This window comes from Pseudomonas sp. FW305-7 (genome assembly GCF_058786735.1).
Window position 1 is genome coordinate 78872 of record NZ_JBYSZA010000005.1, and the last position, 21980, is coordinate 100851.

Annotated in this window: 22 protein-coding genes; 9 read left to right on the forward strand and 13 right to left on the reverse strand. The window is 60.3% G+C overall.

All coding sequences use genetic code 11. From position 1 onward, the window contains the following. Positions 1-135 precede the first annotated feature (135 nt). Positions 136-1473, forward strand: a complete 1338-nt coding sequence (locus AC3WMT_RS08895) for an MFS transporter (RefSeq protein WP_103303641.1) — start codon at positions 136-138, stop codon at positions 1471-1473. Between the two features lie 124 nt (positions 1474-1597). On the opposite strand, the gene AC3WMT_RS08900 is transcribed toward AC3WMT_RS08895, so the two are convergent. Next, positions 1598-2476 (reverse strand): DMT family transporter, encoded by an 879-nt coding sequence (locus AC3WMT_RS08900; RefSeq protein WP_103303642.1) that lies wholly within the window; start codon positions 2474-2476, stop codon positions 1598-1600. Between the two features lie 158 nt (positions 2477-2634). Beyond that, positions 2635-3411, reverse strand: coding sequence for an IclR family transcriptional regulator (locus tag AC3WMT_RS08905; RefSeq protein ID WP_103303643.1), 777 nt, complete (start codon positions 3409-3411; stop codon positions 2635-2637). 225 nt (positions 3412-3636) lie between these two features. On the opposite strand from AC3WMT_RS08905, the gene ypfJ reads away from it, so the two are divergent. Beyond that, complete coding sequence (ypfJ, locus tag AC3WMT_RS08910; protein WP_103303644.1) at positions 3637-4527, forward strand: KPN_02809 family neutral zinc metallopeptidase; 891 nt, start codon at positions 3637-3639, stop codon at positions 4525-4527. Continuing rightward, positions 4528-5481 (forward strand): alpha/beta hydrolase, encoded by a 954-nt coding sequence (locus AC3WMT_RS08915; protein WP_103303645.1) that lies wholly within the window; start codon positions 4528-4530, stop codon positions 5479-5481. Between the two features lie 139 nt (positions 5482-5620). Here the strand turns inward: AC3WMT_RS08915 and AC3WMT_RS08920 are convergent, their stop codons facing one another. From AC3WMT_RS08920 to AC3WMT_RS08930, 3 genes are all read right to left on the reverse strand, one after another. After that, the gene (locus AC3WMT_RS08920) at positions 5621-6214 is read right to left on the reverse strand and encodes an HAD family hydrolase (protein WP_103303646.1); all 594 of its coding nucleotides are present in this window, start codon (positions 6212-6214) and stop codon (positions 5621-5623) included. Continuing rightward, positions 6211-7080 (reverse strand): acyl-CoA thioesterase II, encoded by an 870-nt coding sequence (gene tesB, locus AC3WMT_RS08925; protein WP_064589320.1) that lies wholly within the window; start codon positions 7078-7080, stop codon positions 6211-6213. The genes AC3WMT_RS08920 and tesB overlap by 4 nt, the downstream gene beginning before the upstream one ends. A gap of 109 nt (positions 7081-7189) precedes the next feature. Continuing rightward, positions 7190-7759 (reverse strand): GNAT family N-acetyltransferase, encoded by a 570-nt coding sequence (locus AC3WMT_RS08930; protein WP_103303647.1) that lies wholly within the window; start codon positions 7757-7759, stop codon positions 7190-7192. Positions 7760-7842: 83 nt separating this feature from the next. Between AC3WMT_RS08930 and AC3WMT_RS08935 the strand changes: the two genes are divergently transcribed. After that, positions 7843-8763 (forward strand): histone deacetylase family protein, encoded by a 921-nt coding sequence (locus tag AC3WMT_RS08935; RefSeq protein ID WP_103303648.1) that lies wholly within the window; start codon positions 7843-7845, stop codon positions 8761-8763. A gap of 301 nt (positions 8764-9064) precedes the next feature. Continuing rightward, on the forward strand, positions 9065-10303 hold the full coding sequence (locus tag AC3WMT_RS08940) for a TIGR03862 family flavoprotein (RefSeq protein ID WP_103303772.1): 1239 nt from the start codon (positions 9065-9067) through the stop codon (positions 10301-10303). 105 nt (positions 10304-10408) lie between these two features. Here the strand turns inward: AC3WMT_RS08940 and rhlE1 are convergent, their stop codons facing one another. Together rhlE1 and yedA are read right to left on the reverse strand one after the other, a co-directional pair. Further along, positions 10409-11746 carry an RNA helicase RhlE1 gene (gene rhlE1, locus AC3WMT_RS08945; RefSeq protein WP_103303649.1) on the reverse strand — a complete coding sequence of 446 codons (1338 nt, stop codon included), beginning with the start codon at positions 11744-11746 and terminating at the stop codon, positions 10409-10411. 65 nt (positions 11747-11811) lie between these two features. After that, positions 11812-12753, reverse strand: a complete 942-nt coding sequence (yedA, locus tag AC3WMT_RS08950; protein ID WP_103303650.1) for a drug/metabolite exporter YedA — start codon at positions 12751-12753, stop codon at positions 11812-11814. A 163-nt stretch (positions 12754-12916) separates the two neighbouring features. On the opposite strand from yedA, the gene AC3WMT_RS08955 reads away from it, so the two are divergent. Beyond that, the gene (locus AC3WMT_RS08955) at positions 12917-13372 is read left to right on the forward strand and encodes an Lrp/AsnC family transcriptional regulator (protein ID WP_103303651.1); all 456 of its coding nucleotides are present in this window, start codon (positions 12917-12919) and stop codon (positions 13370-13372) included. Positions 13373-13499: 127 nt separating this feature from the next. Here the strand turns inward: AC3WMT_RS08955 and AC3WMT_RS08960 are convergent, their stop codons facing one another. The 3 genes from AC3WMT_RS08960 to AC3WMT_RS08970 form a co-directional block, all read right to left on the reverse strand. After that, positions 13500-14105, reverse strand: a complete 606-nt coding sequence (locus AC3WMT_RS08960; RefSeq protein ID WP_103303652.1) for a 3'-5' exonuclease — start codon at positions 14103-14105, stop codon at positions 13500-13502. Positions 14106-14141: 36 nt separating this feature from the next. Beyond that, the gene (locus AC3WMT_RS08965; protein ID WP_007949802.1) at positions 14142-14621 is read right to left on the reverse strand and encodes a LabA-like NYN domain-containing protein; all 480 of its coding nucleotides are present in this window, start codon (positions 14619-14621) and stop codon (positions 14142-14144) included. 261 nt (positions 14622-14882) lie between these two features. Next, positions 14883-15623 carry a DUF2076 domain-containing protein gene (locus tag AC3WMT_RS08970; protein WP_103303773.1) on the reverse strand — a complete coding sequence of 247 codons (741 nt, stop codon included), beginning with the start codon at positions 15621-15623 and terminating at the stop codon, positions 14883-14885. Positions 15624-15800: 177 nt separating this feature from the next. Between AC3WMT_RS08970 and AC3WMT_RS08975 the strand changes: the two genes are divergently transcribed. From AC3WMT_RS08975 to AC3WMT_RS08985, 3 genes are all read left to right on the forward strand, one after another. Continuing rightward, positions 15801-16475 carry a YciC family protein gene (locus AC3WMT_RS08975; RefSeq protein ID WP_103303653.1) on the forward strand — a complete coding sequence of 225 codons (675 nt, stop codon included), beginning with the start codon at positions 15801-15803 and terminating at the stop codon, positions 16473-16475. A 75-nt stretch (positions 16476-16550) separates the two neighbouring features. Then, positions 16551-17630: an endonuclease/exonuclease/phosphatase family protein gene (locus AC3WMT_RS08980; protein WP_103303654.1), complete on the forward strand. Its 1080-nt coding sequence runs from the start codon at positions 16551-16553 to the stop codon at positions 17628-17630. 75 nt (positions 17631-17705) lie between these two features. Then, positions 17706-18626, forward strand: a complete 921-nt coding sequence (locus AC3WMT_RS08985) for a WaaS/CpsH family glycosyltransferase (protein WP_103303655.1) — start codon at positions 17706-17708, stop codon at positions 18624-18626. Between the two features lie 142 nt (positions 18627-18768). Here AC3WMT_RS08985 and AC3WMT_RS08990 read toward each other — a convergent pair whose 3' ends face one another. The 3 genes from AC3WMT_RS08990 to AC3WMT_RS09000 are packed head-to-tail and all read right to left on the reverse strand — an operon-like array spanning position 18769 to position 21393. Further along, complete coding sequence (locus AC3WMT_RS08990) at positions 18769-19605, reverse strand: ABC transporter ATP-binding protein (RefSeq protein WP_103303656.1); 837 nt, start codon at positions 19603-19605, stop codon at positions 18769-18771. Then, on the reverse strand, positions 19593-20396 hold the full coding sequence (locus AC3WMT_RS08995; RefSeq protein ID WP_103303657.1) for an ABC transporter permease: 804 nt from the start codon (positions 20394-20396) through the stop codon (positions 19593-19595). Before AC3WMT_RS08995 ends, AC3WMT_RS08990 begins: the two co-directional genes overlap by 13 nt. Positions 20397-20406: 10 nt before the next feature. Then, on the reverse strand, positions 20407-21393 hold the full coding sequence (locus AC3WMT_RS09000; RefSeq protein ID WP_103303658.1) for an ABC transporter substrate-binding protein: 987 nt from the start codon (positions 21391-21393) through the stop codon (positions 20407-20409). Positions 21394-21980: the final 587 nt, after the last annotated feature.

The window sequence follows — 21980 nt, forward strand, 5'->3', positions numbered from 1 at the left end:
TGGCGGTTTGGCGAATTGACGATTTTTTGTCCACTGCCCAACATCGACCGCACATTGATTCCGGATCTGAACCACCGGTCGCAGCGTGCAAGAAAAAAGCACACCAAATAAAAAATCCAAAAACGGGTGGAACACATGATTCCTTCACAGACTTCCCGCATGGCTCCGGCCATGAGCACTGCCACGGGTGGCATCGGCGACAAGATCCGCGGCGCCATGGCGGTCGGCAAAACCCGATGGGGGATGCTGGCGCTGGTGTTTTTCGCCACCACTCTGAACTACATCGACCGCGCCGCGCTCGGCGTCATGCAGCCCATCCTCGCCAAGGAAATGAGCTGGACGGCGATGGATTACGCCAACATCAATTTCTGGTTTCAGGTCGGTTACGCCATCGGTTTCGTGCTGCAAGGGCGGTTGATCGACCGGGTCGGCGTCAAACGCGTGTTCTTCTGCGCAGTCTTGTTGTGGAGCCTGGCGACCGGCGCTCACGGTCTGGCGACCTCGGCGGTCGGCTTCATGGTCTGCCGCTTTATCCTCGGCCTGACTGAAGCCGCGAACTACCCGGCCTGCGTGAAAACCACGCGCCTGTGGTTCCCGGCGGGCGAACGTGCGGTCGCCACCGGCATCTTCAACGCCGGGACCAACGTCGGCGCGATGTTCACGCCGATGCTGTTGCCTCTGGTACTGCATGTGTGGGGCTGGCAGGCCGCGTTCCTGTGCATGTCGGCGCTGGGCGGAATCTGGCTGTTGTTCTGGGGACTGAAGTACTTCAACCCGGAAGATCATCCGAGCGTCAAACAATCGGAACTGGATTACATCCAGCAAGAGGTCGAACCGGAGCAAGCCCGCGTACCCTTCTCGAAAATCCTCCGTATGCGCGGCACCTGGGCTTTTGCCCTCGCCTACTCACTGACCGCGCCGGTGTTCTGGTTCTACCTGTACTGGCTGCCGCCGTTCCTTAATCAGCAATACAATCTGGGCATCAACGTGACCCAGATGGGCATCCCGCTGATCATCATCTACGTCACCGCCGATTTCGGCAGCGTGGGCGGCGGCATTCTGTCGTCGTTCCTGATCGGTCGCGGGATGAACTCGATCAAGGCACGCCTGCTGTCGATGTTCCTGTTTGCCTGCTGCATCATCGGCGTGGTCATGGCCGCAGGTTCCGCCAATCTGTGGGTCGCAGTGGCTGCCATCTCACTGGCGATCGGTGCGCATCAGGCATGGACGGCGAACATCTGGAGCCTGGTGATGGACTACACGCCCAAGCACATGATGAGCACGGTGTTCGGTTTTGGCGGCATGTGCGCAGCGATCGGCGGGATGTTCATGACTCAGATCGTCGGCCATATCCTGACGGTCACCAACAACAACTACACGGTGTTGTTCACGCTGATTCCGGCGATGTACTTCCTCGCACTGACCTGGATGTACTTCATGGCGCCGCGCAAGATTCCTAACGTCACCGAGTAACCTGCCTACACCAGCCTCTCCTGTAGGAGTGAACCTGTTCGCGATGGCTTTTTATCAGTCAACATTGTCTCGACTGACCGACTGCCATCGCGAGCAAGCTCACTCCTACAGGGGTTGCGGTGCTTCAGCGGCGGCTCTGCTGCCACGCCGCCGCCAGGCCGCTGCAACAGATCACCGCAATGCCGATCACCGTCAACAGACTCGGCGTGTGATTGAACAGCAGCCAGCCCAACAATCCCGCAAACACAATCTGGCAATAACCGAATGGCGCCAACAATGCCGGTGCGGCGTGGCGGAACGCCTGAGTCAGAAACAAATGCGCGGTCATCCCGCAAGTGCCCAGCGCCAGCATCAGCCCGGCGTGAGTCAAGGTCGGCACCTGCCAGAAGAACGGCACCAGCGCGCTCATCACCAACGTGTTGCACAACCCGGCAAAGAAGTTGCTGGTGGTCGGGCTGTCGATGGCTGCGAGCTTGCGTGTCAGCAATTGGTAGAAGCAGAAAAACAACGCCGAGCAGAACGGCAGCAACACGGCCGGCGTGAACAGTTCACCGCCGGGGTGGACAATAATCAGCACGCCGACAAAGCCGCAAATCACCGCAACCCATTGTCCACGCGTTACCCGCTCCTTGAGCAACGGTACCGACAGCGCCGTCACCAAGACCGGCGCCAGGAAGTTCACCGCCGTGGCCTCTGCCAGCGGGATGTACAACAGCGCCGTGGTGAAAAACAGGCTGGTGCCCAGCAGGCAAAGTGCTCGGAGCAACTGCCACAAAGGCTTTTTTGTACGCAGGACGCGCAGACCGGACTGCGGCAGAAAAATCCCCGCCATCAACAACGTGTGCACCACATACCGCGCCCACACCACCATCACGATCGGATAGAAGCCCGAGAGGTACTTCGACAGCGCGTCATGGCTGGAAAACAGGAAGGTTGCCACGACAATCAGCAAAATCCCCTTGAAGGGTTGATTGACTCCGGAGAGTGGGGTGCTGACGGTCATCGATTATCTCTGAAGAAAAGTGAACCGAGGAAAGCCCTCAAGCAACAATCTAGAACCAGGTTCCAGATTCTTACAGCTCGTAATCATAAAAGCGTGCGATCAACGCACTATTTTTTTCTTTCGTAGAGCCCACGCCCACCGAATCTTCAACGAACAGGTTAGACGAACAACTCGGAGGCCAGACTCGCCGCAGACAACTCCTCAGTAAACTTCAGCAGCAACGGCGCCAGTTCGTGCAGCCTCGCCCCCGGCATTCGCGCACTGGGCCCGGCAATGCTCAACACACCAATTACCCGTCCCTCGGCAGGATGACGCACCACCGCTGCAATCGCCGATGTCCCGACGGCCGAACTCTCTTCGACACAGGCATAGCCCTGTTCGCGTGCCAGCCGCAGTCGCTCGAGCAATTCGATATTGGAACGCGGTGCATTCGGCCCGAGATCGGCTGGCACTGCGGCGGCCTGACGCTCAACCAGCGACAACGCTTCGGCGTCGCTCATGCTCGCCAGCCACGCATGCCCGGACGCCGTATAGAACAGCGGCGCATCGCGCCCCATATCCGGGTCATAGCGCAGCCCGGTGCGCGCCCCCTGGGACTTGGCAATCCAGGTCTGGCGATCACTTTCGATGACGCCCAGACGCACCAACTCCCCGGTTTCCTGAGCCAGGCGATCAAGCACCGGTTGCACGATGTCGGCACCACTGCTCGACAGGTAACGAAAGCCCATCGCCACCAGTTTGGTCGACAAGTGATAACGCAGCGTGTCCGGGTTTTGTCGGACATAACCCAGCCGGGCCAGCTCGGCGAGCAAGCGGTGTGTTGCACTTTTCGGGATGTCGATCTGCTCGGCCAGGGTCTGCAACGCTAACCCGCGCGGATCACTGGTGAGGTGTTCCAGCACGCTGAAAACCCGTTCGATTTGACTGCCGGCCATGGTGTGATCCCAGTGAAATTTCGTGGATTCTAAAATATTCGCAGCACAAATCGAAATCTGGAACCGCTTGACCCTTCACAAAAAACTTCTGTTGTATGGAATTCACCGAGCACTACAGGTTCTTACCGGTCGACCAGTCGAGTGTACGAATAGACGGACGACCGGACTGGCGCCACACTCACACACCAGCAACACTCATCACCACAACAAATAGAGGATTCCCACATGCTATGGAAAAAAGGCCGACGCAGTGACAACGTCGTCGATGCCCGTGGCGATGATAGCGGTGGTGGCGGCGGCGGGATGCGGTTTGGCGGCGGCAAGGGACTGAGCCTTGGAGCGATCCTATTGATCGTCGGCATCGGCTGGATCACCGGCCAGGATCCTCTGCAAATTCTCGGTCAGCTCACGGGGCAAATGTCCGAGCAACCGGCGCCTTCTTCGCAAACCCGTCAGGCCCCTCCCGCCAACGATGAGCAAGCCGAGTTTGTGCGCTCGATCCTCGGAGACACCGAGGACACCTGGGGCTCGATTTTCCAGCAGGCCGGCCGGCAATATAAGGATCCGACCCTGGTGCTGTTCAGCAACCGGGTCAATTCCGCCTGTGGTCTGGCCACCTCCGCCACCGGGCCGTTCTACTGCCCGGCGGATCAGAAGGTCTATCTGGACATGGCGTTCTTTCAGGAAATGTCGCAACGCTTCAAGGCCGCAGGCGATTTCGCTCAGGCCTACGTGATTGCTCACGAAGTCGGACACCATGTGCAGACGCTTCTCGGTGTCTCGGCGAAAATTCAGACAGCCCGCCAGCAAGGTCGGCAGATGGAAGGTGACGGTGGCTTACTGGTGCGCCAGGAACTGCAAGCCGATTGCCTGGCCGGTGTCTGGGCCTACAACGCGCAGAAGCGCCTGAACTGGCTGGAACCCGGCGATATCGAAGAAGCCTTGAACGCCGCCAACGCCATCGGTGATGATCGTTTGCAGCAACAGGGTCAGGGCCGTGTGGTACCGGACTCGTTCACCCACGGTACGTCGGCGCAAAGGGTGCGCTGGTTCAAAACCGGCTTCGCGCAGGGCCAGGTCGGCCAGTGCGATACCTTCGCGGCGAAAAACCTGTAAATGCATAAATGGCTTTTGGCTTTACTGATCATTGGCAGCACCGCACAAGCGGCCGGCGTCGACGCGATCAGTCCCGGCCGCTTGCAACTGCAGGCCGGGGAAATGGCGGTAGGCATCGGCCCGGCGCCAGAGAAAATCGAACGTGTGCTGATCGTCATTCATGGCCGTTTGCGCAACGCCGAGACCTATCGCAAGAGCGCCGAGAGCGCCGCCGAGCTGGCTGGGCAAACCGCGCACACGCTGGTGATCGCGCCGCAGTTTCTCAATGAAAGTGATGTCGCCCTGTACTCGCTCCCCGCGACATTGTTGCGCTGGAAAGGCAACGAATGGATGGGCGGTGGGTTATCCACAGGGCCGAATCCGTTGAGTTCTTACGCGGCCCTCGACGCGATCGTCGCCCGAGTCAGTGATCGCAAACAGTTTCCGGACGTGAAGCAGATCGTGATTTTCGGCCACTCCGGCGGCGGCCAGGTGGTGCAGCGTTATGCCCTGCTCGCCAAGGACCAGCCTGCGCTGAAAGCCAACAACATTCGCCTGCGTTACATCGTGGCCAATCCTTCCTCCTACGCTTATTTCAACGAGCAGCGGCCGGTGGCGTTCGATCACGCCAAGTGCGTGGGTTTCAATCGCTGGAAGTACGGGCTGTCAGACATGCCGGTGTATGCCGGTGGGCAAACGCCGTTGCAGCTTGAAAGCAGTTACATCAAGCGCGAGGTGATTTATCTGCTTGGGCAGCAGGACATCGACCCGCAACATCCGGCGCTGGACAAAGGCTGTGAGGCCGAGGCCCAAGGCGCTTACCGCTTGATACGCGGCAAACTGTACTTTGGGTATTTGCTGCGTCGCCATCCGGAAGGGGTGAATCAGCGGTTGGTGGAAGTGCCCGGAGTCGGGCATAACGGTGATGGGATGTTGACGTCGGCGGAGGGGCAAAAGGCTCTGTTTGAACAGTAAGTCTTGTGGGGGCTGAACCGGCCTCATCGCTGGCAAGCCAGCTCCCACAGGTTCTCAGGCGAGTACAGAATTGCATCCGACGCAGATACTGTGGGAGCTGGCTCGCCAGCGATGGGGCAATTACAGGCGACACAGGTTTTCAGGCCAGAAGCATCCGCCGCAACTCGACACAATCCTGGGCATGCCAATCCGTCAGCTCCGGCCACGGATTATCCGGCAGGTTCACCAGCACCGTCCGCGCCCCCGCCGCTCGCCCGCAATCCAGGTCAAAGCGGTAATCGCCAACCATCACCATCTCACTGGCCGGCACTTTCCAGGCCTCGGCCAGTTTCAACAAGCCACCTGGATGCGGTTTCGGCGGCGCTTCATCACGCCCAAGCACATCGTCTACCGCAAAGCAGTCAGCGAGGCCGATGGCCTCAAGAGTGACGTGCGCCAACTCCCGGGCATTGCGCGTCAGAATGCCGAGACGATACCCGCGCGAGTGCAGGTCACGCACCAGTTCCACCGCACCGGCGGCCGGTTTCGATCCCAGCGCCAGATCGCGCTCATGCTCCAGCAACCAGGCATGTTTCGCTGCGGACTCATCCGCCGGTAAGGCGGCAAGATGCGTGAGGATGTCGTCCTCGGGCGGGATCGCCAGCGCCACGCGAATCGCCGCAAAATCATGCACGGCGACGGTCAGCGTGCCGTCCATGTCGAACACCCAATGACGAACTTCGGCCAGGCTCATGCCCAATCCTTGCGATGCCGGATCAAACCTTCCTGAGTCACCGAGGCCACCAGTTGACCGGCACGGTTGTACACGCTGCCACGGGAGAAACCGCGAGAGTTGCCGGCCCATGGACTGTCCATCGCGTAGAGCAACCAGTCATCGGCGCGCAAATCGTTGTGGAACCACAACGCGTGATCGAGGCTGGCGACCTGCATGTCTTTCTGCCAGACCGATTTGCCGTGGGGCAGCATCGAGGTGGTCAGCAGACCGAAGTCCGAAGCGTAGGCCAGCAGGTATTTGTGCAGTGCCGGAATGTCGGCCAGCGCGCCGTCGGCACGGAACCACACGTACTTCACCGGATCGGCCGGTTGCGGGTTGTACGGATCCTTTTCGGTGACCGGGCGTACTTCGATCGGTTTCGGACACAGCAGTTTTTCGCGCATGTGTTCGGGGATCAGGTGTGCGCGTTGCTGGGTCAGTTCCAGCTCCGACGGCAGGTTTTCCGGGCCGACCACCACCGGCATCTGGCTCTGATGTTCGAAGCCTTCTTCGTCGTATTGAAACGAAGCGCTGCAGGTGAAGATCGGATGGCCCTTCTGGATCGCCGTCACACGACGGGTGCTGAAACTGCCGCCGTCACGCACGCGGTCAACCGAATACACCACCGGCAACTTCGCGTCGCCGGGACGCAGGAAATAGCCGTGCATGGAATGCACGTGGCGGGCTTCCTCAACTGTCTGACTGGCCGCCGATAGCGACTGACCGAGCACCTGACCACCGAACAACTGACGGAACCCCAGGTCCTGGCTGCGGCCACGGAACAGGTTTTCTTCGATCGGTTCCAGGGTCAGCAAATCGACCAGATCTTCCAACACTTGGCTCATTCAGACTCTCCTCACACAAAGCAATGCCGCGCAGTCTTGGCTGCGGCGGCCGATTCTGGTTCTGGCGCGGGCCAATGATTTGGCGGCCATTGTAAACGTCCGTGTCGGCTTATCCATGCAAGGTTTGCAGCCACTGCTCCCGGGTGATGCGGTACAGCACATGTCTTCGTAACGGGTGATCGACGGCGAGTTTCGGATGATCAAAATCCTCATCAGGATCGTGATGCATGCCGATCGCCTGCATGACTTTTTCCGACGGCATATTGCTTTGCGCGGTGAAGGCCACGATCTCCTTCAGCGCCAACCGATCAAAACCGCAACGCAGAGCGGTCCAGGCTGCTTCACTGGCGTAACCGAGGCCCCAATGTTCCTTGGCCAGACGCCAGCCGATTTCCACCGCCGGGGTGAACGGCGCATCGAAACCGACCACGCCCAGGCCGGTGAAACCGATGAACTCGCCGCTGTCCTTGCGCTCCAGCGCCCAGAGGCCATAACCGTGCTCGGCAAAATGCCCACGCACACGGCCGATCAACGCGGCGCTTTCCAGTCGACTCAACGGGGCGGGAAAGTAGCGCATCACCTGCGGATCGGCACACATCGCCGCAAATGCCGGCAAATCTTCGTCCTGCCACTGACGCATCTGCAGGCGTGCGCTTTCAAGTTCCAGTATCGGCTCCATCGTGCCCCTCCGTTTCCATGCCGCAAGTCTACATCGCTGGTAGGATCCTTCACTCTTTCCTACGTTTCCTACATGAAATCACCATGCCACTGCCGCTGATCTACCACGAAGACTACAGCCCGGAATTCCCGGCGGATCACCGCTTTCCCATGGACAAGTTCCGCTTGCTGCGCGATCACCTGGTCGACAGCGGCCTGACAAGCGACGCCGAGCTACTGCGCCCGGAAATCTGCCCCAACGACATCCTCGCCCTCGCCCATGACCGTCGTTATATCGAGCGCTACATGAGCGGCGAGTTGTCCCGCGAAGACCAGCGGCGCCTCGGCCTGCCGTGGAACGAAGCATTGGCCCGGCGTACCGTCCGCGCGGTTGGCGGCTCGATACTGGCGGCGGAAAAAGCCCTGGAGCACGGTTTGGCCTGTCACTTGGCGGGCGGCACGCATCACGCCCATTACGACTACCCGGCCGGGTTTTGCATCTTCAATGACCTGGCGATCATCAGCCACTATCTGCTGCAAAGCGGCCGGGTGAACCGGGTGCTGATCTTCGATTGCGATGTGCATCAGGGCGACGGCACTGCGCGGATCCTCCACGACACCCCGGAGGCGATCACCGTTTCCCTGCACTGCGAGAAGAACTTTCCTGCACGCAAAGCCGAAAGCGACTGGGACATTCCGCTGCCCAAAGGCATGGGCGACGCCGATTACTTGAACGTGGTGGACGACGCGCTCAACTATTTACTGCCGCTGTATCAACCGGATCTCGTGCTATATGACGCTGGCGTCGATGTGCACAAGGACGACGCCCTCGGTTATCTGCAACTGACCGATGAAGGCGTCGCCGCCCGCGATGAAAGCGTGATGCGCCACTGCCTGGGTCGCGATATCCCGGTGGTCGGCGTCATTGGCGGCGGTTACAGCAAGGACCGCCACGCCCTCGCCCGCCGCCACGGCATTCTTCATCACAGCGCGCAGCGGGTCTGGCAGTCACACGGCTGTCATTGAGTTGTGCTGCGTTACCCACAATCGCTGTGGAACGGCCTGTGGATAACCTGAGCGAAAGGGACTACAGGCCATGCTGGCTATGGCCTGCAGCACGCTGATCAATTTTCAACCAGTTATTGAAACGCACGAAAATTCCCCGGTGGGAGCGAGCCTGCTCGCGAAGGCGTCCGGACATTCAGGATTTAACTGACTGACCTGGCGCTTTCGCGAGCAGGCTCGCTCCCACAAGGATCTCCCATCTCTCACATTGGTTTGCGCTGTTAGAATGCGCGCCTTATCCCGCCAGACCGCAGCGCACGCCATGACCCAGACTCCCGCCGCCCTCCCCGCTCACATCGCCATTATCGGGGGTGGCCCCGCCGGCCTGATGGCCGCCGAAGTGCTGAGCCAGGTCGGAGTGCGCGTCGACCTCTACGACGGCATGCCCTCGGTGGGCCGCAAGTTCCTGCTGGCTGGCGTCGGCGGCATGAACATCACCCACTCCGAACCCTATCCGGCATTTCTCTCACGCTACGCCGAACGCGCCCCGCACATTGCTCCGCTGCTGCGCGGCTTCGATGCCGACGCGCTGTGCCGCTGGATTCACGACCTGGGCATCGAGACGTTTATCGGCAGCTCCGGCCGTGTATTCCCCACCGACATGAAAGCCGCCCCGCTGCTGCGCGCCTGGCTCAAACGCCTGCGCGAAAGTGGCGTGGTTATCCACACCCGCCATCGCTGGCTCGGCTGGGATGAAACCGGCGCACTGCGCATCGCCAGCCCCGACGGCGAAATAACCCTCAAACCGGACGCCACCCTGCTCGCCCTTGGCGGCGGCAGTTGGTCGCGGCTGGGTTCGGACGGCGCATGGATGCTGCCCCTGGAGCAGCGCGGCGTAGGACTGGCGCCGTTACAGCCGAGCAATTGTGGCTTCGAGGTGCAAGCCTGGAGCGAATTGCTCGTGAGCAAATTCGCCGGGGCGCCGCTGAAAAATATCGCCATCGGTTTGAACGATGACATTCCGCGCTTGGGCGAATGCGTGATCACCGCGACCGGCATTGAAGGGAGTTTGATCTACGCGCTGTCGGCACCGATTCGCGAAGCGATCAATGTGCATGGCTCAGCCACTGTTCACATTGATCTGCTGCCGGGCCGACCTGTGGATAAATTGCAGGCTGCGTTGAGCAAACCGCGTGGCTCGCGCTCGATGGCCAAGCATCTGCACAGTCAGGTCGGGATTGACGGGGTGAAAGCCGCGCTGTTGCGTGAACTCACTGACGCTGCGACCTTTGCCGATCCAGCGTTGTTGGCTCGGGCAATCAAGGCGTTGCCGCTGACGTTGATCAAAACCCGGCCGCTGGACGAGGCGATCAGCAGCGCCGGTGGCGTGACGTTCGAAGCGATGGATGAGCGATTGATGCTCAAGGCGTTGCCGGGGGTGTTCTGTGCGGGTGAGATGCTGGATTGGGAAGCGCCGACGGGCGGGTATCTGCTGACGGGGTGTTTTGCCAGCGGGCGGGCTGCGGGTTTTGGGATGCTGGAGTGGTTGCGCAAGGACTGAAGACCGCGTTGCGCCCTTCGCGAGCAGGCTCACTCCTACAGGGGAATGCGTTCCAATGTAGGAGTGAGCCTGCTCGCGATAGCGGCCTTACAGGTGCAGCGAATATTAAGGTTTACGCTTGCGCGGCCCGGTGTTGAATACCGGCACCTTGCGCACAGGCTTGATCGAAGGCTCCGGCGCCTGCGTCTCGCCGCTATCGACCCACTTGCCCAAATTGCGCTTGCCACCACCGCCAGACGTCTTCGGCTTTTTCGGTTTCTTCGGCTTCTTGATCACCTGACCGCTGGCGTCGGTATCCGGCACGCGGTGTTCAGGTTCGAAGTCCGGTTCGTTCTGACGCTTCAGCGTCTGACGCGTGAGCATCTCGATCGCCGAGAGCATGTTCACTTCATCGGCACACACCAGCGAGATCGCCTCGCCCGTCGCACCGGCACGGCCAGTACGGCCGATACGGTGGATGTAATCCTCAGCCACGATCGGCAGGTCGAAGTTGACCACCAGCGGCAAATCTTCGATGTCCAGACCACGGGCCGCCACGTCGGTAGCCACCAGAATCTGCACTTCACTGAGTTTGAAACGATCCAGCGCACGCTGACGAGTTGCCTGCGGTTTGTCGCCGTGGATGCCATCGGCGTTCACGCCCAGGCCCTGAAGTTTTTCCACCAACGCATCCACACCATTGCGGGTCTTGGCGAACACCAGCACTTGCTTCCACTTGTTCTTGCGCATCAGGTGCACGAACAGTTCGGCCTTGCGCTTCTTGTCCACCGTCACGATCCACTGTTTGACGGTGTTGGCGGCGACGTTGCGCGGGCTGACTTCGATGCTCAGCGGATCGTTGAGCATCTGCCCGGCCAGCAGGCGGATGTCGTCGGAGAAGGTCGCCGAGAACAGCAGGGTCTGGCGCTTCTTCGGCAGCATGCGGTAAATGTTCGCCAGTTCTTCGGAGAAACCGAGGTCGAGCATACGATCGGCTTCATCCAGCACCAGAGTTTGCAACTGATCGAGTTTCAGCGCGTTCTGGCGGAACAGGTCGATCAGGCGACCGGGCGTTGCGACCAGCACATCAACGCCACCGCGCAGTTTCATCATCTGTGGGTTGATGCTGACGCCGCCGTACACCGCATAAGTGCGCAACGGCAGGTTTTCGGCGTACTGGCGCACAGACTCATGAACCTGCTCGGCCAACTCTCGGGTCGGCACCAGAATCAGCGCACGCGCCGAATTCGCTGTGACTTTCGGCCCTTCCATGGTCAGCAACTGCAACAGCGGCAAAGCGAAACCGGCGGTCTTGCCAGTGCCGGTCTGGGCCGCAGCCATCAGGTCACGGCCGGCCAGAACGGCCGGAATGGCTTGCGCCTGCACCGGCGTCGGGGTCTGGTAGCCGAGCGTCTCGAGGGAGCGCAGCAAGGGTTCGATCAGGCCAAGGGAGGCGAAAGTCATGGGAGTACCGTAGGAAAAATCAGCGCGGTTGCGCAAAACAAGGATGCAATTGCGCGCAGTTTACCCTAATTCACACGCTGCTCAGTCGGAATGGCTGTCTTCGGCGGCTCCACGACGAGCGGCTGCGCCGGGCGCCGCCACTGTGGCAGACCGATCAGTACCACGGCACTGATGATCACCAGCATCGCCAGTGCTTCTTCGATCCCGATGGTCTCGCCGACAAACACAATCCCCAGCAACACCGCCACCGCCGGGTTGACGTAGGCATAACTGGTCGCCGCCGCCGGACGCACGTGCTTGAGCAAGTACATGTAGGAATTGAAGGCGATGATCGAACCGAAAAAGATCAGGTACGCCAGCGCCAGCCAGCCTTCCACGGGGGGCACGGCTTGCAGATGTTCGCCACTCACCGCACTGCCGATCAGCAGAGCCACGCCGCCGACCAGCATTTCCACGGCACTGGCCATCGCCCCTTGCGGCAACGGCAAGTGCTTGCTCCACACCGAACCGAACGCCCAGGTCGCCGCCGCAAAAATCAGCAACGCCGCGCCCATCGGACTCGATTGCAGGTTGGAGCCCATGTTGAGCATGGCGATGCCGATGATCCCCAGCGCCACCCCGGCCCATTCAAGGCGGGTATTGCGCGCCCCCCAGAAATAGCCACAGAGCAACGTGAACAGCGGCACCGTCGCCACCGCCAATGCCGCAACGCCGGACGCCACCCCGGTGTGCTCGGCAACACTGACCGCGCCGTTACCGAAACTGAGCAGCAAAATCCCGATGATCCCCGCCGCTTTCCACTGCGCCCAAGTCGGCGCCGGTGCCCCGCGCCAGCGCAGGAAGGCGTACATCAACGTCCCCGCGATCACGAAACGCACACCGCCGAGCATCAGCGGCGGCCAGTACTCAACGCCGATGCGGATCACCAGATAGGTTGACCCCCAAATCACATACAACGCAAAAAACGCGGCGATCAGAGGTAAGGAAAAACGGCGCAAGGCAGGCATGGGCAGCTCGAATGTCAGAGGTAGCGGATGAATTATTCTAGAAAGGCCGGTGAGCAAAAATAAGTTACAAAACCTGTTTATCGCGCCGGTACACTTTTGAAAGCACGGAGATCAACGGGATAAACCACGATTTCGAAAGTCTGGCATTTTCAGGAGTTCAGCCTTGGACAAATACGACCGCATGCTGCTCAGCGCTCTGCTCGAAAACGGACGCGCGTCCTACGCCGATCTGGCGCGCAAAGTGAACCTCTCCGCCCCCGCCGTCGCCGAACGCGTGGCCAAGCTTGAGGCAGCCGGGGTGATTACCGGGTATGAGGCGAAAATCGACCTGTCGAAAATCGGCTTGCCGATCCAGTGCATGATCGAATTGCGTCTGCACCAGAACGGCAGTCAAAAGGTCTACGACGAACTGGTGAAAATCCCGCAACTCACCGAGTGCTTTCGAGTCACGGGCGATCCCTGCGTGATGATGAAGGGCGCGGTGGGCTCGATGCCGGAGCTGGAGGAGTTGATCAACCGGGTGGCGAAGTTCGGCTTCAGCAAGACCTCGATTGTGTTGTCGAGCGCCATCGAAAAACGCGTGCCGCTGGGGCAGATCGAAGGCAACGGCAAATCCTGAGGACGATGATGCCCCCTGTGGGAGCGGGCTTGCCCGCGATGAGGCCATCACATCCAACAATTTGGGTGGCAGACGGTAAGCCATCGCGGGCAAGCCCGCTCCCACAGGTAATTTATTTGCCTGAAAATCAGCGAAAGCGCTGCAAGTGTTCCGTGACTTTGGCGGCAGGGACTTTCTGCAATTTGCACAGCAGGTCGTGCGACAGCTCGCGCACGCCGTGCTTGCTGCGCAACTCTTCAGCCAGATGCGCAATCAGGTTGGCCGCCATCTCGGCATCGGCCATGGCCCGGTGAGCCTGGCCGGTATGCGGCAATCGCGCGAACGTGGTGAGGGTGCCGAGTTTGTGGTTTGGCGCGGCCGGCATCAAGCGGCGGGCCAGCAGTAGCGAACAGGCAAAGTTCTGCAACCGCGTGCGCTTGATCCGCCCCAGTTCGAAATCCCAGAACTTCTGGTCGAACGAAGCGTTGTGCGCAACCAGTGGCGTGCAGCCGACGAATTCGTTGACCTCTTCCATCACCCGCTCGGCCGGGGGCGCGGTGCGCAGCATGGCGTTGCTGATGCCGGTCAGTTGCTCGATAAATGCGGGGACTCGCACGCCAGCGTTCATCAGGCTTTGGTAACGCTCGACGATGCGGCCGTTTTCCAGCATGACCACGGCGATTTCCGTGGCGCGACAGCTGCTGTTCGGCGAGAGGCCGGTGGTTTCAAAGTCGATGACTGCAATGCGTTCCAAACCGGGTTTAACTCCGTTCAATTCTTGAGTAGTCGCTTAGTTCTTCAGCAGCAGCGCGCCTTCGATCGGCACATAACGGCTGGCGGCGCGGATCAGCGAGTTGGCGGTCAGGCCCGGCACGCCATAGGCTACGGCTTGCACGCCGTGCTTGCTGATGATGCGTTCGAGCAGCATGTCGAAGTCACCGTCACCGGAGGCCAGGACGATTTCGTCAACGTGATCGGCGGCGTCCATGATGTCGAGGGTGATGCCCACGTCCCAGTCGCCCTTGGCCGAGCCGTCGCTGCGCTGGATGTACGGCTTGAGCTTCACGGTGAAACCGAGGTTGCGCAGAATCTGCTGAAACTGCTGCTGCTTGCTGTCACCACGGTCGATCGCGTAGGCGTAGGCCTCGACGATCTGCCCGTCCTTGCTGATGTCGGCCCACAGCGCGGCGTAGTTGAAATGGCAACCATAGGCCTGACGCACGGTGTAATAGAGGTTCTGTACGTCGGCGAACACTGCGATTTTTTTCACCGGAGTTCCTGTGAGCGCGCAAGCGCCCGAAGCGGGATCAGGCGCCTGGCCCGAAAAAGGCGCCCAGTATGCCAGCCATGAGGAAGTTTCAGCGAATAAACACCGGCAGGCGCCGAAGTGCTACTGACGAATGGTGAATGTGGTGAGGGGATTTATCCCCGACGGACTGCGCAGCAGTCCCATTTCTGGGGTCGTTGCGCTGCCCATCGGGGATGAATCCCCTCACCACAGGTCTGGTATCAAAGCTGAGAAATGTGGGGGTCAGACAAAGGAATCGTCGTCATCGAAGAACGATGAGTTGTCATCGCTGTAGTCGGTATCGGTAAATCCGCCTTGGTCATTGCCTGCCATGCGCTGATCGTTGCCCCAGTCGTTGTTGCTCTGGTCAGCCACCTGCGCCGGCTCTTCCTTGATTACCTCAACAATTTCTTCCGGCTGCTGGTTGTGGTGGAACAGGCTGCTGATACCTTGCGCCAGCATCACGCCGCCCGCCACACCCGCAGCGGTTTTCAATGCGCCACCGAGGAAGCTGCTGCCCGCTGCCGGGGCCGCTTGCTGCGCGTAGTTCGGTGGCGGTGCGCCGAAATTCTGTTGCGGGGCCGGATTACCAAAATTCTGCTGCGGCGCTGGTTCGCGCCAGCCGCCAGTGGACGCCGGGGCGCTCTGGGTCGGCGCCGGGCGTGGGCTGCCACCGAAGATGCTCGACAGGAAACCACCGCCGCCGCTTGGTGCCGGTGCCGCACTTTGCGCCTTGGCCGATTGCAGTTCGGCCTGCAGACGCTGAACCTGCTGGGTCAGTTGCTTGTTCTGCTCGTCGAGGCTTTTGAGCGCCGCCTCTTGCACCAGAATCGCCTGGGTCATGAAATAACCTGCGGCCGGCTGGCGTGTCAGGTGTTCCTTGATCCGCGCCTCGGCCTGGGCGTCACGCGGGGCTGCCTCCGTTTCGGCTTGTTGCAGCCGGGAAAACAGTCCATCGATCAGGGTTTGCTCTTCGCTGTTCATGGCGACCTCGTAGATTGCCGGGATAACGTTGCCCTCGCCCACTGTGGACAAGGTGCTCTCCTGTAATGGAGACAGTGACAGGATGTTTCAACGACCTTTACCGAATGTTTACGTTTGTGTCGCCCCGCGCATCATCGGTTAAAGTGAGCCACTGTTTTCGACCTGCGATACCGACTGATGAATGCCTTAGAAGTGCTGCGCGACTCTCTGTATTTTTTCAAACGCCATTTGGCCAGCATCGTGCAGTTGTGCCTGCCGCTGGTGATCGTCGAAGCATTGCTGCAACAAGTGGTCGACCGCGCCAGCGATCCGGACAGTTTCTCGGCTTACAGCATCATTGTCGGGCTGCTGGTCTATCCGTTGTACACCGCCGCGCTGATCCTGTTTCTCGACGCCCGCACCCGTGGCGAAGCCCCGCGCACCCTCGACCTGCTGGCGATGTCTGCCCGGTTGTGGCCGCGTTTCGCCCTGCTCACGGCGCTCAACACGTTGCTGATTCTGCTGGGGCTTTCGCTTTACTTCCTGCCGGGGCTGATCCTGATGGTGATGCTGGCGTTCGGCGAATACCTGCTGGTGCTGCGCGGCCTCAATCCATTGCACGCGATGAAGGAAAGCCTGCGCCTGACCCGTGGGCATTTCTGGCGGATCCTGCTGTGCATTCTCTGTGTGATGGGACCGCTGTGGCTGCTCAAGGGCTTGACCCTGCAGGTCTATCCAGACCCGCAGAACCCGGCACTTGCCGTACTGATCGACAGTGCCCACAGTTTCCTGCAACTGTTCACCAGCGTGGTGCTGTTCCGTCTGTTCATGCTGATCAGTGAACTGCCCGACAAGCGCGACAGATCGGTCTGACGGTTTTGGCCTTGGGCGACGGCGGCGCACTCGGGTATGCTCGGGGCCACTTTCTGTAACGCTATAAGCCGAGCCATGACCCGCCTGCTGCGCTACACCCTGCTCCTTGTTGTGCTCGCCATCGCGCTTATTGGCGGGCTGATCTTTGGCCTGACCTGGCGCCCCGACGCCCGGGAAACCCTGCCGGTCAGCTGTACCGGAACGCCGCCGACGCTGGTGCCCGGGCAAGCGCTGAAAGTCATGACCTGGAACGTGCAGTACCTGGCGGGCAAGCGTTACGTGTTCTGGAACGACCAGGCCCAAGGCGACGACGAAGCACCAACGCTGGAAGACATGGCCTTCAGCCTTGATGAAGTGGCACGGGTGATCCGCGACGAACAGCCCGATGTGGTGTTGTTGCAGGAACTGGATGACGGTGCCAAGGCCAGCGACTATCAGGACCAGCTCAAATTGTTGCAGGAACGCGTGGCCGATCTGTATCCGTGCAGCGCCAGTGCGTTTGACTGGAAAGCCGATTTCGTCCCTGAACCACACATCTTCGGCAGCGTTGGCCGACAACTGGCGACGCTCAGCCGCTACCGCATCGAGCATGCCGAACGCCTGCAATTGCCAGTGGCATCAAGCAATTTCATCAGTCGCCAGTTCCAGCCGAAAGATGCGCTGCTGGCGACCAAACTGCCGCTCAGCGACGGCGGGCAACTCACCGTATTCAACACCCATCTGGAGCGCGCCAGCCAACCGGACGACACCTTGCAGGCGCAAGTGGCCGCCGTGGCCAAGGTGCTCGACAAGTATGAAAGCCAGGGCTTGCCGTGGCTGATCGGTGGCGATTTCAATCTGTTGCCGCTTGGCCAATATCGTCGCTTGCCTGCCGAACAGCGCAGGCCGTACTCCGCCGACAGCGAGCTGCACCTGCTGTGGGACAAATACCCGATGATCCCGACCAACAACGAAGCGAGCGGCATCGACCGTGCACAGTGGTTGACCCACTACCCCAACGACCCCGGCCTCAATGGCCCGGATCGTACGGTCGACTATCTGTTCTACAGCCCGAAGATCAAACGGATCCAGGCAACGGTCCGTCAGGACGATACGCTGCGTATCTCCGATCATTTGCCGGTGATTGCCCGCTTCCTGCTCCCCGTCGCGCCCTAGCAACCGGCGTGAGCAAACTGCCAGCCAGCCCCACCGAACATGGCGTCAGCCCCGAATTGAAGAAATGGAACTCGCATGAAAATCTTACTGGTGTGCAAGGACATCGGCGGTTACGCCGGCAAACTGGCTGACTACCTGAAACGTGACAACGATGTGTGCTTCATCGATACATCGTCGCTGTCCAACCGTTTTGATCGAGCCCCGAAGATCCTCCGCCGCCCTCTGAAGCGCTGGGCGCAGTTGCGCCAGTTCAAGAAGAGCCTCGGTGCATCGGCGCGCTTTGACGTCGGGTTGATCATCAATCCGGCGCAAATCGAACCCAGGCAACTGACCGCTGCCCTCAATGCCTGCGACCGCAAGATCGCTTACCTCTACGACAGTTTCAGTCGCTGGCCGATGACCCGCGAAGCGCTTGCCGGTTATGACGAGGTGTTTTCCTTCGACCCGGAGAATGCCGAAAGCTACGGCCTGAAAAAACTCTACAACTTCATCTACGACGACTACATCGCCGACGGCGAGCCCGGTGAATACTCGGCGTTTGTGGTGATGGCGGGCAAGGATCGGGTGCCGGCACTTGAAGGGCTGGCGCAGGAGTTCGATCGCCTCGGAGTCACCGATTACAAGTTTCTGGTCCAGTGCAAACCGGTCTCGGGCGCGCATCCGGGCATCACATTTTTCGAGCAGAGAATGTCGCTGGAGTCGGTGGGTGAATTGGTCAAGCGCTCGCGGATCATTCTCGACATTGCCAAGCCCGGTCAGGCCGGGTTGAGCTTCCGTTTCTTCGAGGCCATGGCCTCACGGAAGAAAGTCATCACCACCAACAAGAGCGTGGTCGACTACGACTTTTACAACCCGACGAACATTCTGGTCATCGATGAGGCCAACCCGGTGATTCCGGAGCGGTTCATTACGGATCCGTATGTCGACGTGCCTGAACACGTCTACCAGAAATACACCCTGCAGGGATGGGTCAAAACCGTGTTTGCCGTGCCGTGAACTGACCTCGCCAACAGCCCGCACACATCCCCCTGTGGGAGCGAGCTTGCTCGCGAAGGCGTAGTGTCAGTCGATGAATGTGTGACCTGATCCAGCGCATTCTCGAGCAAGCTCGCTCCCACAGAGCTGGTGTATCAGCGCATCAGTGCACTTCTTCCAGATCATCATGCAGCAGCCCGAAGATCTGCCGTTTCATGTCGATGAACGAGCGCTCCATAACCATGTCCAGTGAGCGTGGCCGCTCGATCGGTACATCGAGAATCTGTTTGATCCGCCCCGGTTTCGCGCCCATCACATAGACCCGGTCGCCGAGCAGAATCGCTTCGTCGATGTCATGGGTGACAAACAGCACGGTTTTCTTGCTGTTGCCCCACACCCGCAGCAACAGTTGCTGCATCTGCAAACGCGTCTGGCTATCCAGCGCACCGAACGGTTCGTCCATCAGCAAAATCTGCGGATCATTGGCCAGCGCCCGAGCAATGGCGACACGCTGCATCATCCCGCCCGAGAGCTGTTTGGCGTAATTGTCGGCGAACCCGGTGAGGCCGACTTCGTTGACGTAATAATCGACAATCTCCTTGCGCCGCGCCGCCGGCAGGCCACGACGCTTGAGGCCGAACTCGACGTTCTGCCGCACCGTCAGCCACGGGAACAACGTATAGCTCTGAAAGACCATGCCGCGATCCGCGCCGGGACCTTGCACTTGCTGGCCGCCAACGTAGATCTCGCCGGAAGTCGGTTCAGCCAGGCCGGCGGTCAGGTACAACAGGCTCGACTTGCCGCAACCCGACGGCCCGACCAGCACGGCGAATTGCTGATCCGGCACCTCGAACGACACCTCTTCCAGCGCGGTAAACGTTCCGCCATCGGGCCTCTTGTAACGCAGGCTGACCTTGTCCACCTGCAAGCGTGGCGCGGCTTGCGCCGGTGCCGCGAGCGGCTCGATAAAGCGATGATTGGCAGCAGTCACTGAGCCCATGCGGCAACCCTCAAGCGGAGAAAGCGGAACAGTTGATCGGTGACCAGACCGAGCAGGCCGATGATCGCGATGGCGAGGAAAATCACGTCAACCTGAAAGCCGCGCATGGCTTTCAGGCTCAAATAACCGAGGCCGCTGGAGGCCGCGACCAGCTCGGCCACCACCAGATAGGTCCACGCCCAGCCCATGGTCACCCGCAAGGTATCGAGCACGCCCGGCACCGACGCTGGGGCGATCACGTGCAACACCGCATCGCGGCGGTTGGAACCTAACGTATAGGAGGCGTTGATCAAATCCTTGGAAATGCCTTTCGACACATCGGCAATCATCACCAGTTGCTGGAAGAACACGCCGAAGATAATCACTGATACGCGCTGCTCCAGACCGATGCCGATCCACAGGATGAACAGCGGCACGAACGAGGTCACCGGCAGATAGCGAATGAAGTTCACCAGCGGTTCCAGAAACGCCTGGACGATGCGGAAGCTGCCCATCAGCAATCCCAGCGGCACCGCCACCAGCGACGACACAATGAAACCGACCATGACCACTTCGACGCTGGCCCACACATGCGTGCCGAGGGTGCCGTCGCGGCTCAACCGCACGGCCGCTTCGACCACCGCACCCGGGGTAGGCAAGAACATGCCCGGCACGATGCCGCCATAGGACAACCCGGCCCACAGGCCGACCAACAGCACCCAGGCCAGACCGCTGGCGCTCCACACCACGGGTACCGGCAAAGCGGTTTTCGGCGTGAGGCTGCGGCTCAGCCACGAATTGCGCTTGAACATTGCAAACCTCCTAGAGCGGGCTGACGAAACGGTTGTCGACCAGATCGTCATGGCTGACGTTGTAGGGTTTGCCCTGCAACTCGCTGGCGGTTTCGTTGGCCAGTTTGATCAACGCGGCGCTGTCACCCGGCTGGCCCGGCGAGCCGAGGAGTTTTTCGCTCATGGCCTGATCGTAGAAGCGCACGCCCTGCGCCGCAGCCGCCAGCTCCTTCGGATCGGACAGATAACCGCCAACGCCTTTGGCCATGATCTTGTAAGCATCTTCCGGATGATCCTTGGTGTACTGCACGGCTTTGTACAAACCGGCGACCAGGGCCTTGACGTCTTCCGGCTGTTTTTCGATGACGCTGCAGTTGAGCGCTACCACATCGACGATCACCCCGGGCGTGGTGCTGCTGTCGATCAACACCTTGCCTTGCTGCTTGTCGCGCACCATCGACAGATGCGGTTCCCAGGTCACCGCCGCCGGCACGCGACCGGCGATGAACGCGGTGGCGGCATCGTCAGCGGTCATGTTCTGCACGGTGATGTCGCTCATTTTCATGCCGTTCTTTTTCAGCAGATACGAGAGCCAGAACTGCGAAGTCGAGCCTTCGTTCACCGCCACGGATTTGCCCTTGAGTTCCTGCAGGCTCTTCACCTCCTTGCCGACCAGCACGCCGTCGCCACCATGGCTGTCATCCAGCGCCGCGACAGCCTTGAAGCAGAATTGCGGGCGATACTTGAGCACTTCATCGATGGTCGACGCCGAGCCGGACAGTTGCCCGGAGGCCTGCGCGGCCATGTACATCGAGGCCTCTTCGACCACGGGTAATTCGACGGTCAGGCCGTTTTCCTTGAAATAGCCCAGGTCCTGAGCCAGATAAAGCGTGCCGTAGCCGACCCACGTGGTGTGGCCGATGGACAGGGTGCCGGCCTCGGCGCTGGTGGCGACTGTGGCGGCCAGAGCGGTGATTGCCAGAGGATGAGCGAGACGAATACACAAGGACTTGATCATGGAGCACTCCCGACGCTGTTGATTTAGTTTTGTCATGGGCAGTACGGCCAGCGCCAAATGCTGTGAATGCACACTGCGGTCTCTGCTGGACTCTGGCGTGAACCACTTGGGCTGGCGAGATCGATGGTGGCCCATGTGCGCGGTGAGGAAAATCAGGAAATTGTTGGCTGCGAACAATGAAAAAACTGCTTAGTGCGCACTGCTGAAGGGCAGGGTTGGCGGGGATGCGCAAGGTGGGTGCAGATCGGGGATTTTCGGTAACCGGAAGAACGCCATCGCTGGCAAGCCAGCTCCCACAGGGGATCTCGGTTGTACCCGGAATATGTGCACACCACTGAAACCTGTGGGAGCTGGCTTGCCAGCGATGGCGTCAGGTCAGCAGACTTCTTCGCTGCTGACACTCCGTCTTCGCGAGCAGGCTCGCTCCCACGGGGATCTCGGGCGGGCCCGAATTTTGTGAACACCACTGAATACTGTAGGAGTGAGCCTGCTCGCGATGGCATCCGGTCAGCCGATATCCTTGCTGCCTGACCCCCCGCTATCGCGAGCAGGCTCGCTCCTACAGGGATCTCGGTTGTACCCGGAAT

Excerpts from the sequence above, each read along its gene's own strand:
- AC3WMT_RS08895 (WP_103303641.1), top strand. The coding sequence starts at position 136 with ATGATTCCTTCACAGACTTCCCGCATGGCTCCGGCCATGAGCACTGCC.
- AC3WMT_RS08900 (WP_103303642.1), bottom strand. The coding sequence starts at position 2,476 with ATGACCGTCAGCACCCCACTCTCCGGAGTCAATCAACCCTTCAAGGGG.
- AC3WMT_RS08905 (WP_103303643.1), bottom strand. The coding sequence starts at position 3,411 with ATGGCCGGCAGTCAAATCGAACGGGTTTTCAGCGTGCTGGAACACCTC.
- ypfJ (WP_103303644.1), top strand. The coding sequence starts at position 3,637 with ATGCTATGGAAAAAAGGCCGACGCAGTGACAACGTCGTCGATGCCCGT.
- AC3WMT_RS08915 (WP_103303645.1), top strand. The coding sequence starts at position 4,528 with ATGCATAAATGGCTTTTGGCTTTACTGATCATTGGCAGCACCGCACAA.
- AC3WMT_RS08920 (WP_103303646.1), bottom strand. The coding sequence starts at position 6,214 with ATGAGCCTGGCCGAAGTTCGTCATTGGGTGTTCGACATGGACGGCACG.
- tesB (WP_064589320.1), bottom strand. The coding sequence starts at position 7,080 with ATGAGCCAAGTGTTGGAAGATCTGGTCGATTTGCTGACCCTGGAACCG.
- AC3WMT_RS08930 (WP_103303647.1), bottom strand. The coding sequence starts at position 7,759 with ATGGAGCCGATACTGGAACTTGAAAGCGCACGCCTGCAGATGCGTCAG.
- AC3WMT_RS08935 (WP_103303648.1), top strand. The coding sequence starts at position 7,843 with ATGCCACTGCCGCTGATCTACCACGAAGACTACAGCCCGGAATTCCCG.
- AC3WMT_RS08940 (WP_103303772.1), top strand. The coding sequence starts at position 9,065 with ATGACCCAGACTCCCGCCGCCCTCCCCGCTCACATCGCCATTATCGGG.
- rhlE1 (WP_103303649.1), bottom strand. The coding sequence starts at position 11,746 with ATGACTTTCGCCTCCCTTGGCCTGATCGAACCCTTGCTGCGCTCCCTC.
- yedA (WP_103303650.1), bottom strand. The coding sequence starts at position 12,753 with ATGCCTGCCTTGCGCCGTTTTTCCTTACCTCTGATCGCCGCGTTTTTT.
- AC3WMT_RS08970 (WP_103303773.1), bottom strand. The coding sequence starts at position 15,623 with ATGAACAGCGAAGAGCAAACCCTGATCGATGGACTGTTTTCCCGGCTG.
- AC3WMT_RS08975 (WP_103303653.1), top strand. The coding sequence starts at position 15,801 with ATGAATGCCTTAGAAGTGCTGCGCGACTCTCTGTATTTTTTCAAACGC.
- AC3WMT_RS08980 (WP_103303654.1), top strand. The coding sequence starts at position 16,551 with ATGACCCGCCTGCTGCGCTACACCCTGCTCCTTGTTGTGCTCGCCATC.
- AC3WMT_RS08985 (WP_103303655.1), top strand. The coding sequence starts at position 17,706 with ATGAAAATCTTACTGGTGTGCAAGGACATCGGCGGTTACGCCGGCAAA.
- AC3WMT_RS08990 (WP_103303656.1), bottom strand. The coding sequence starts at position 19,605 with ATGGGCTCAGTGACTGCTGCCAATCATCGCTTTATCGAGCCGCTCGCG.
- AC3WMT_RS08995 (WP_103303657.1), bottom strand. The coding sequence starts at position 20,396 with ATGTTCAAGCGCAATTCGTGGCTGAGCCGCAGCCTCACGCCGAAAACC.
- AC3WMT_RS09000 (WP_103303658.1), bottom strand. The coding sequence starts at position 21,393 with ATGATCAAGTCCTTGTGTATTCGTCTCGCTCATCCTCTGGCAATCACC.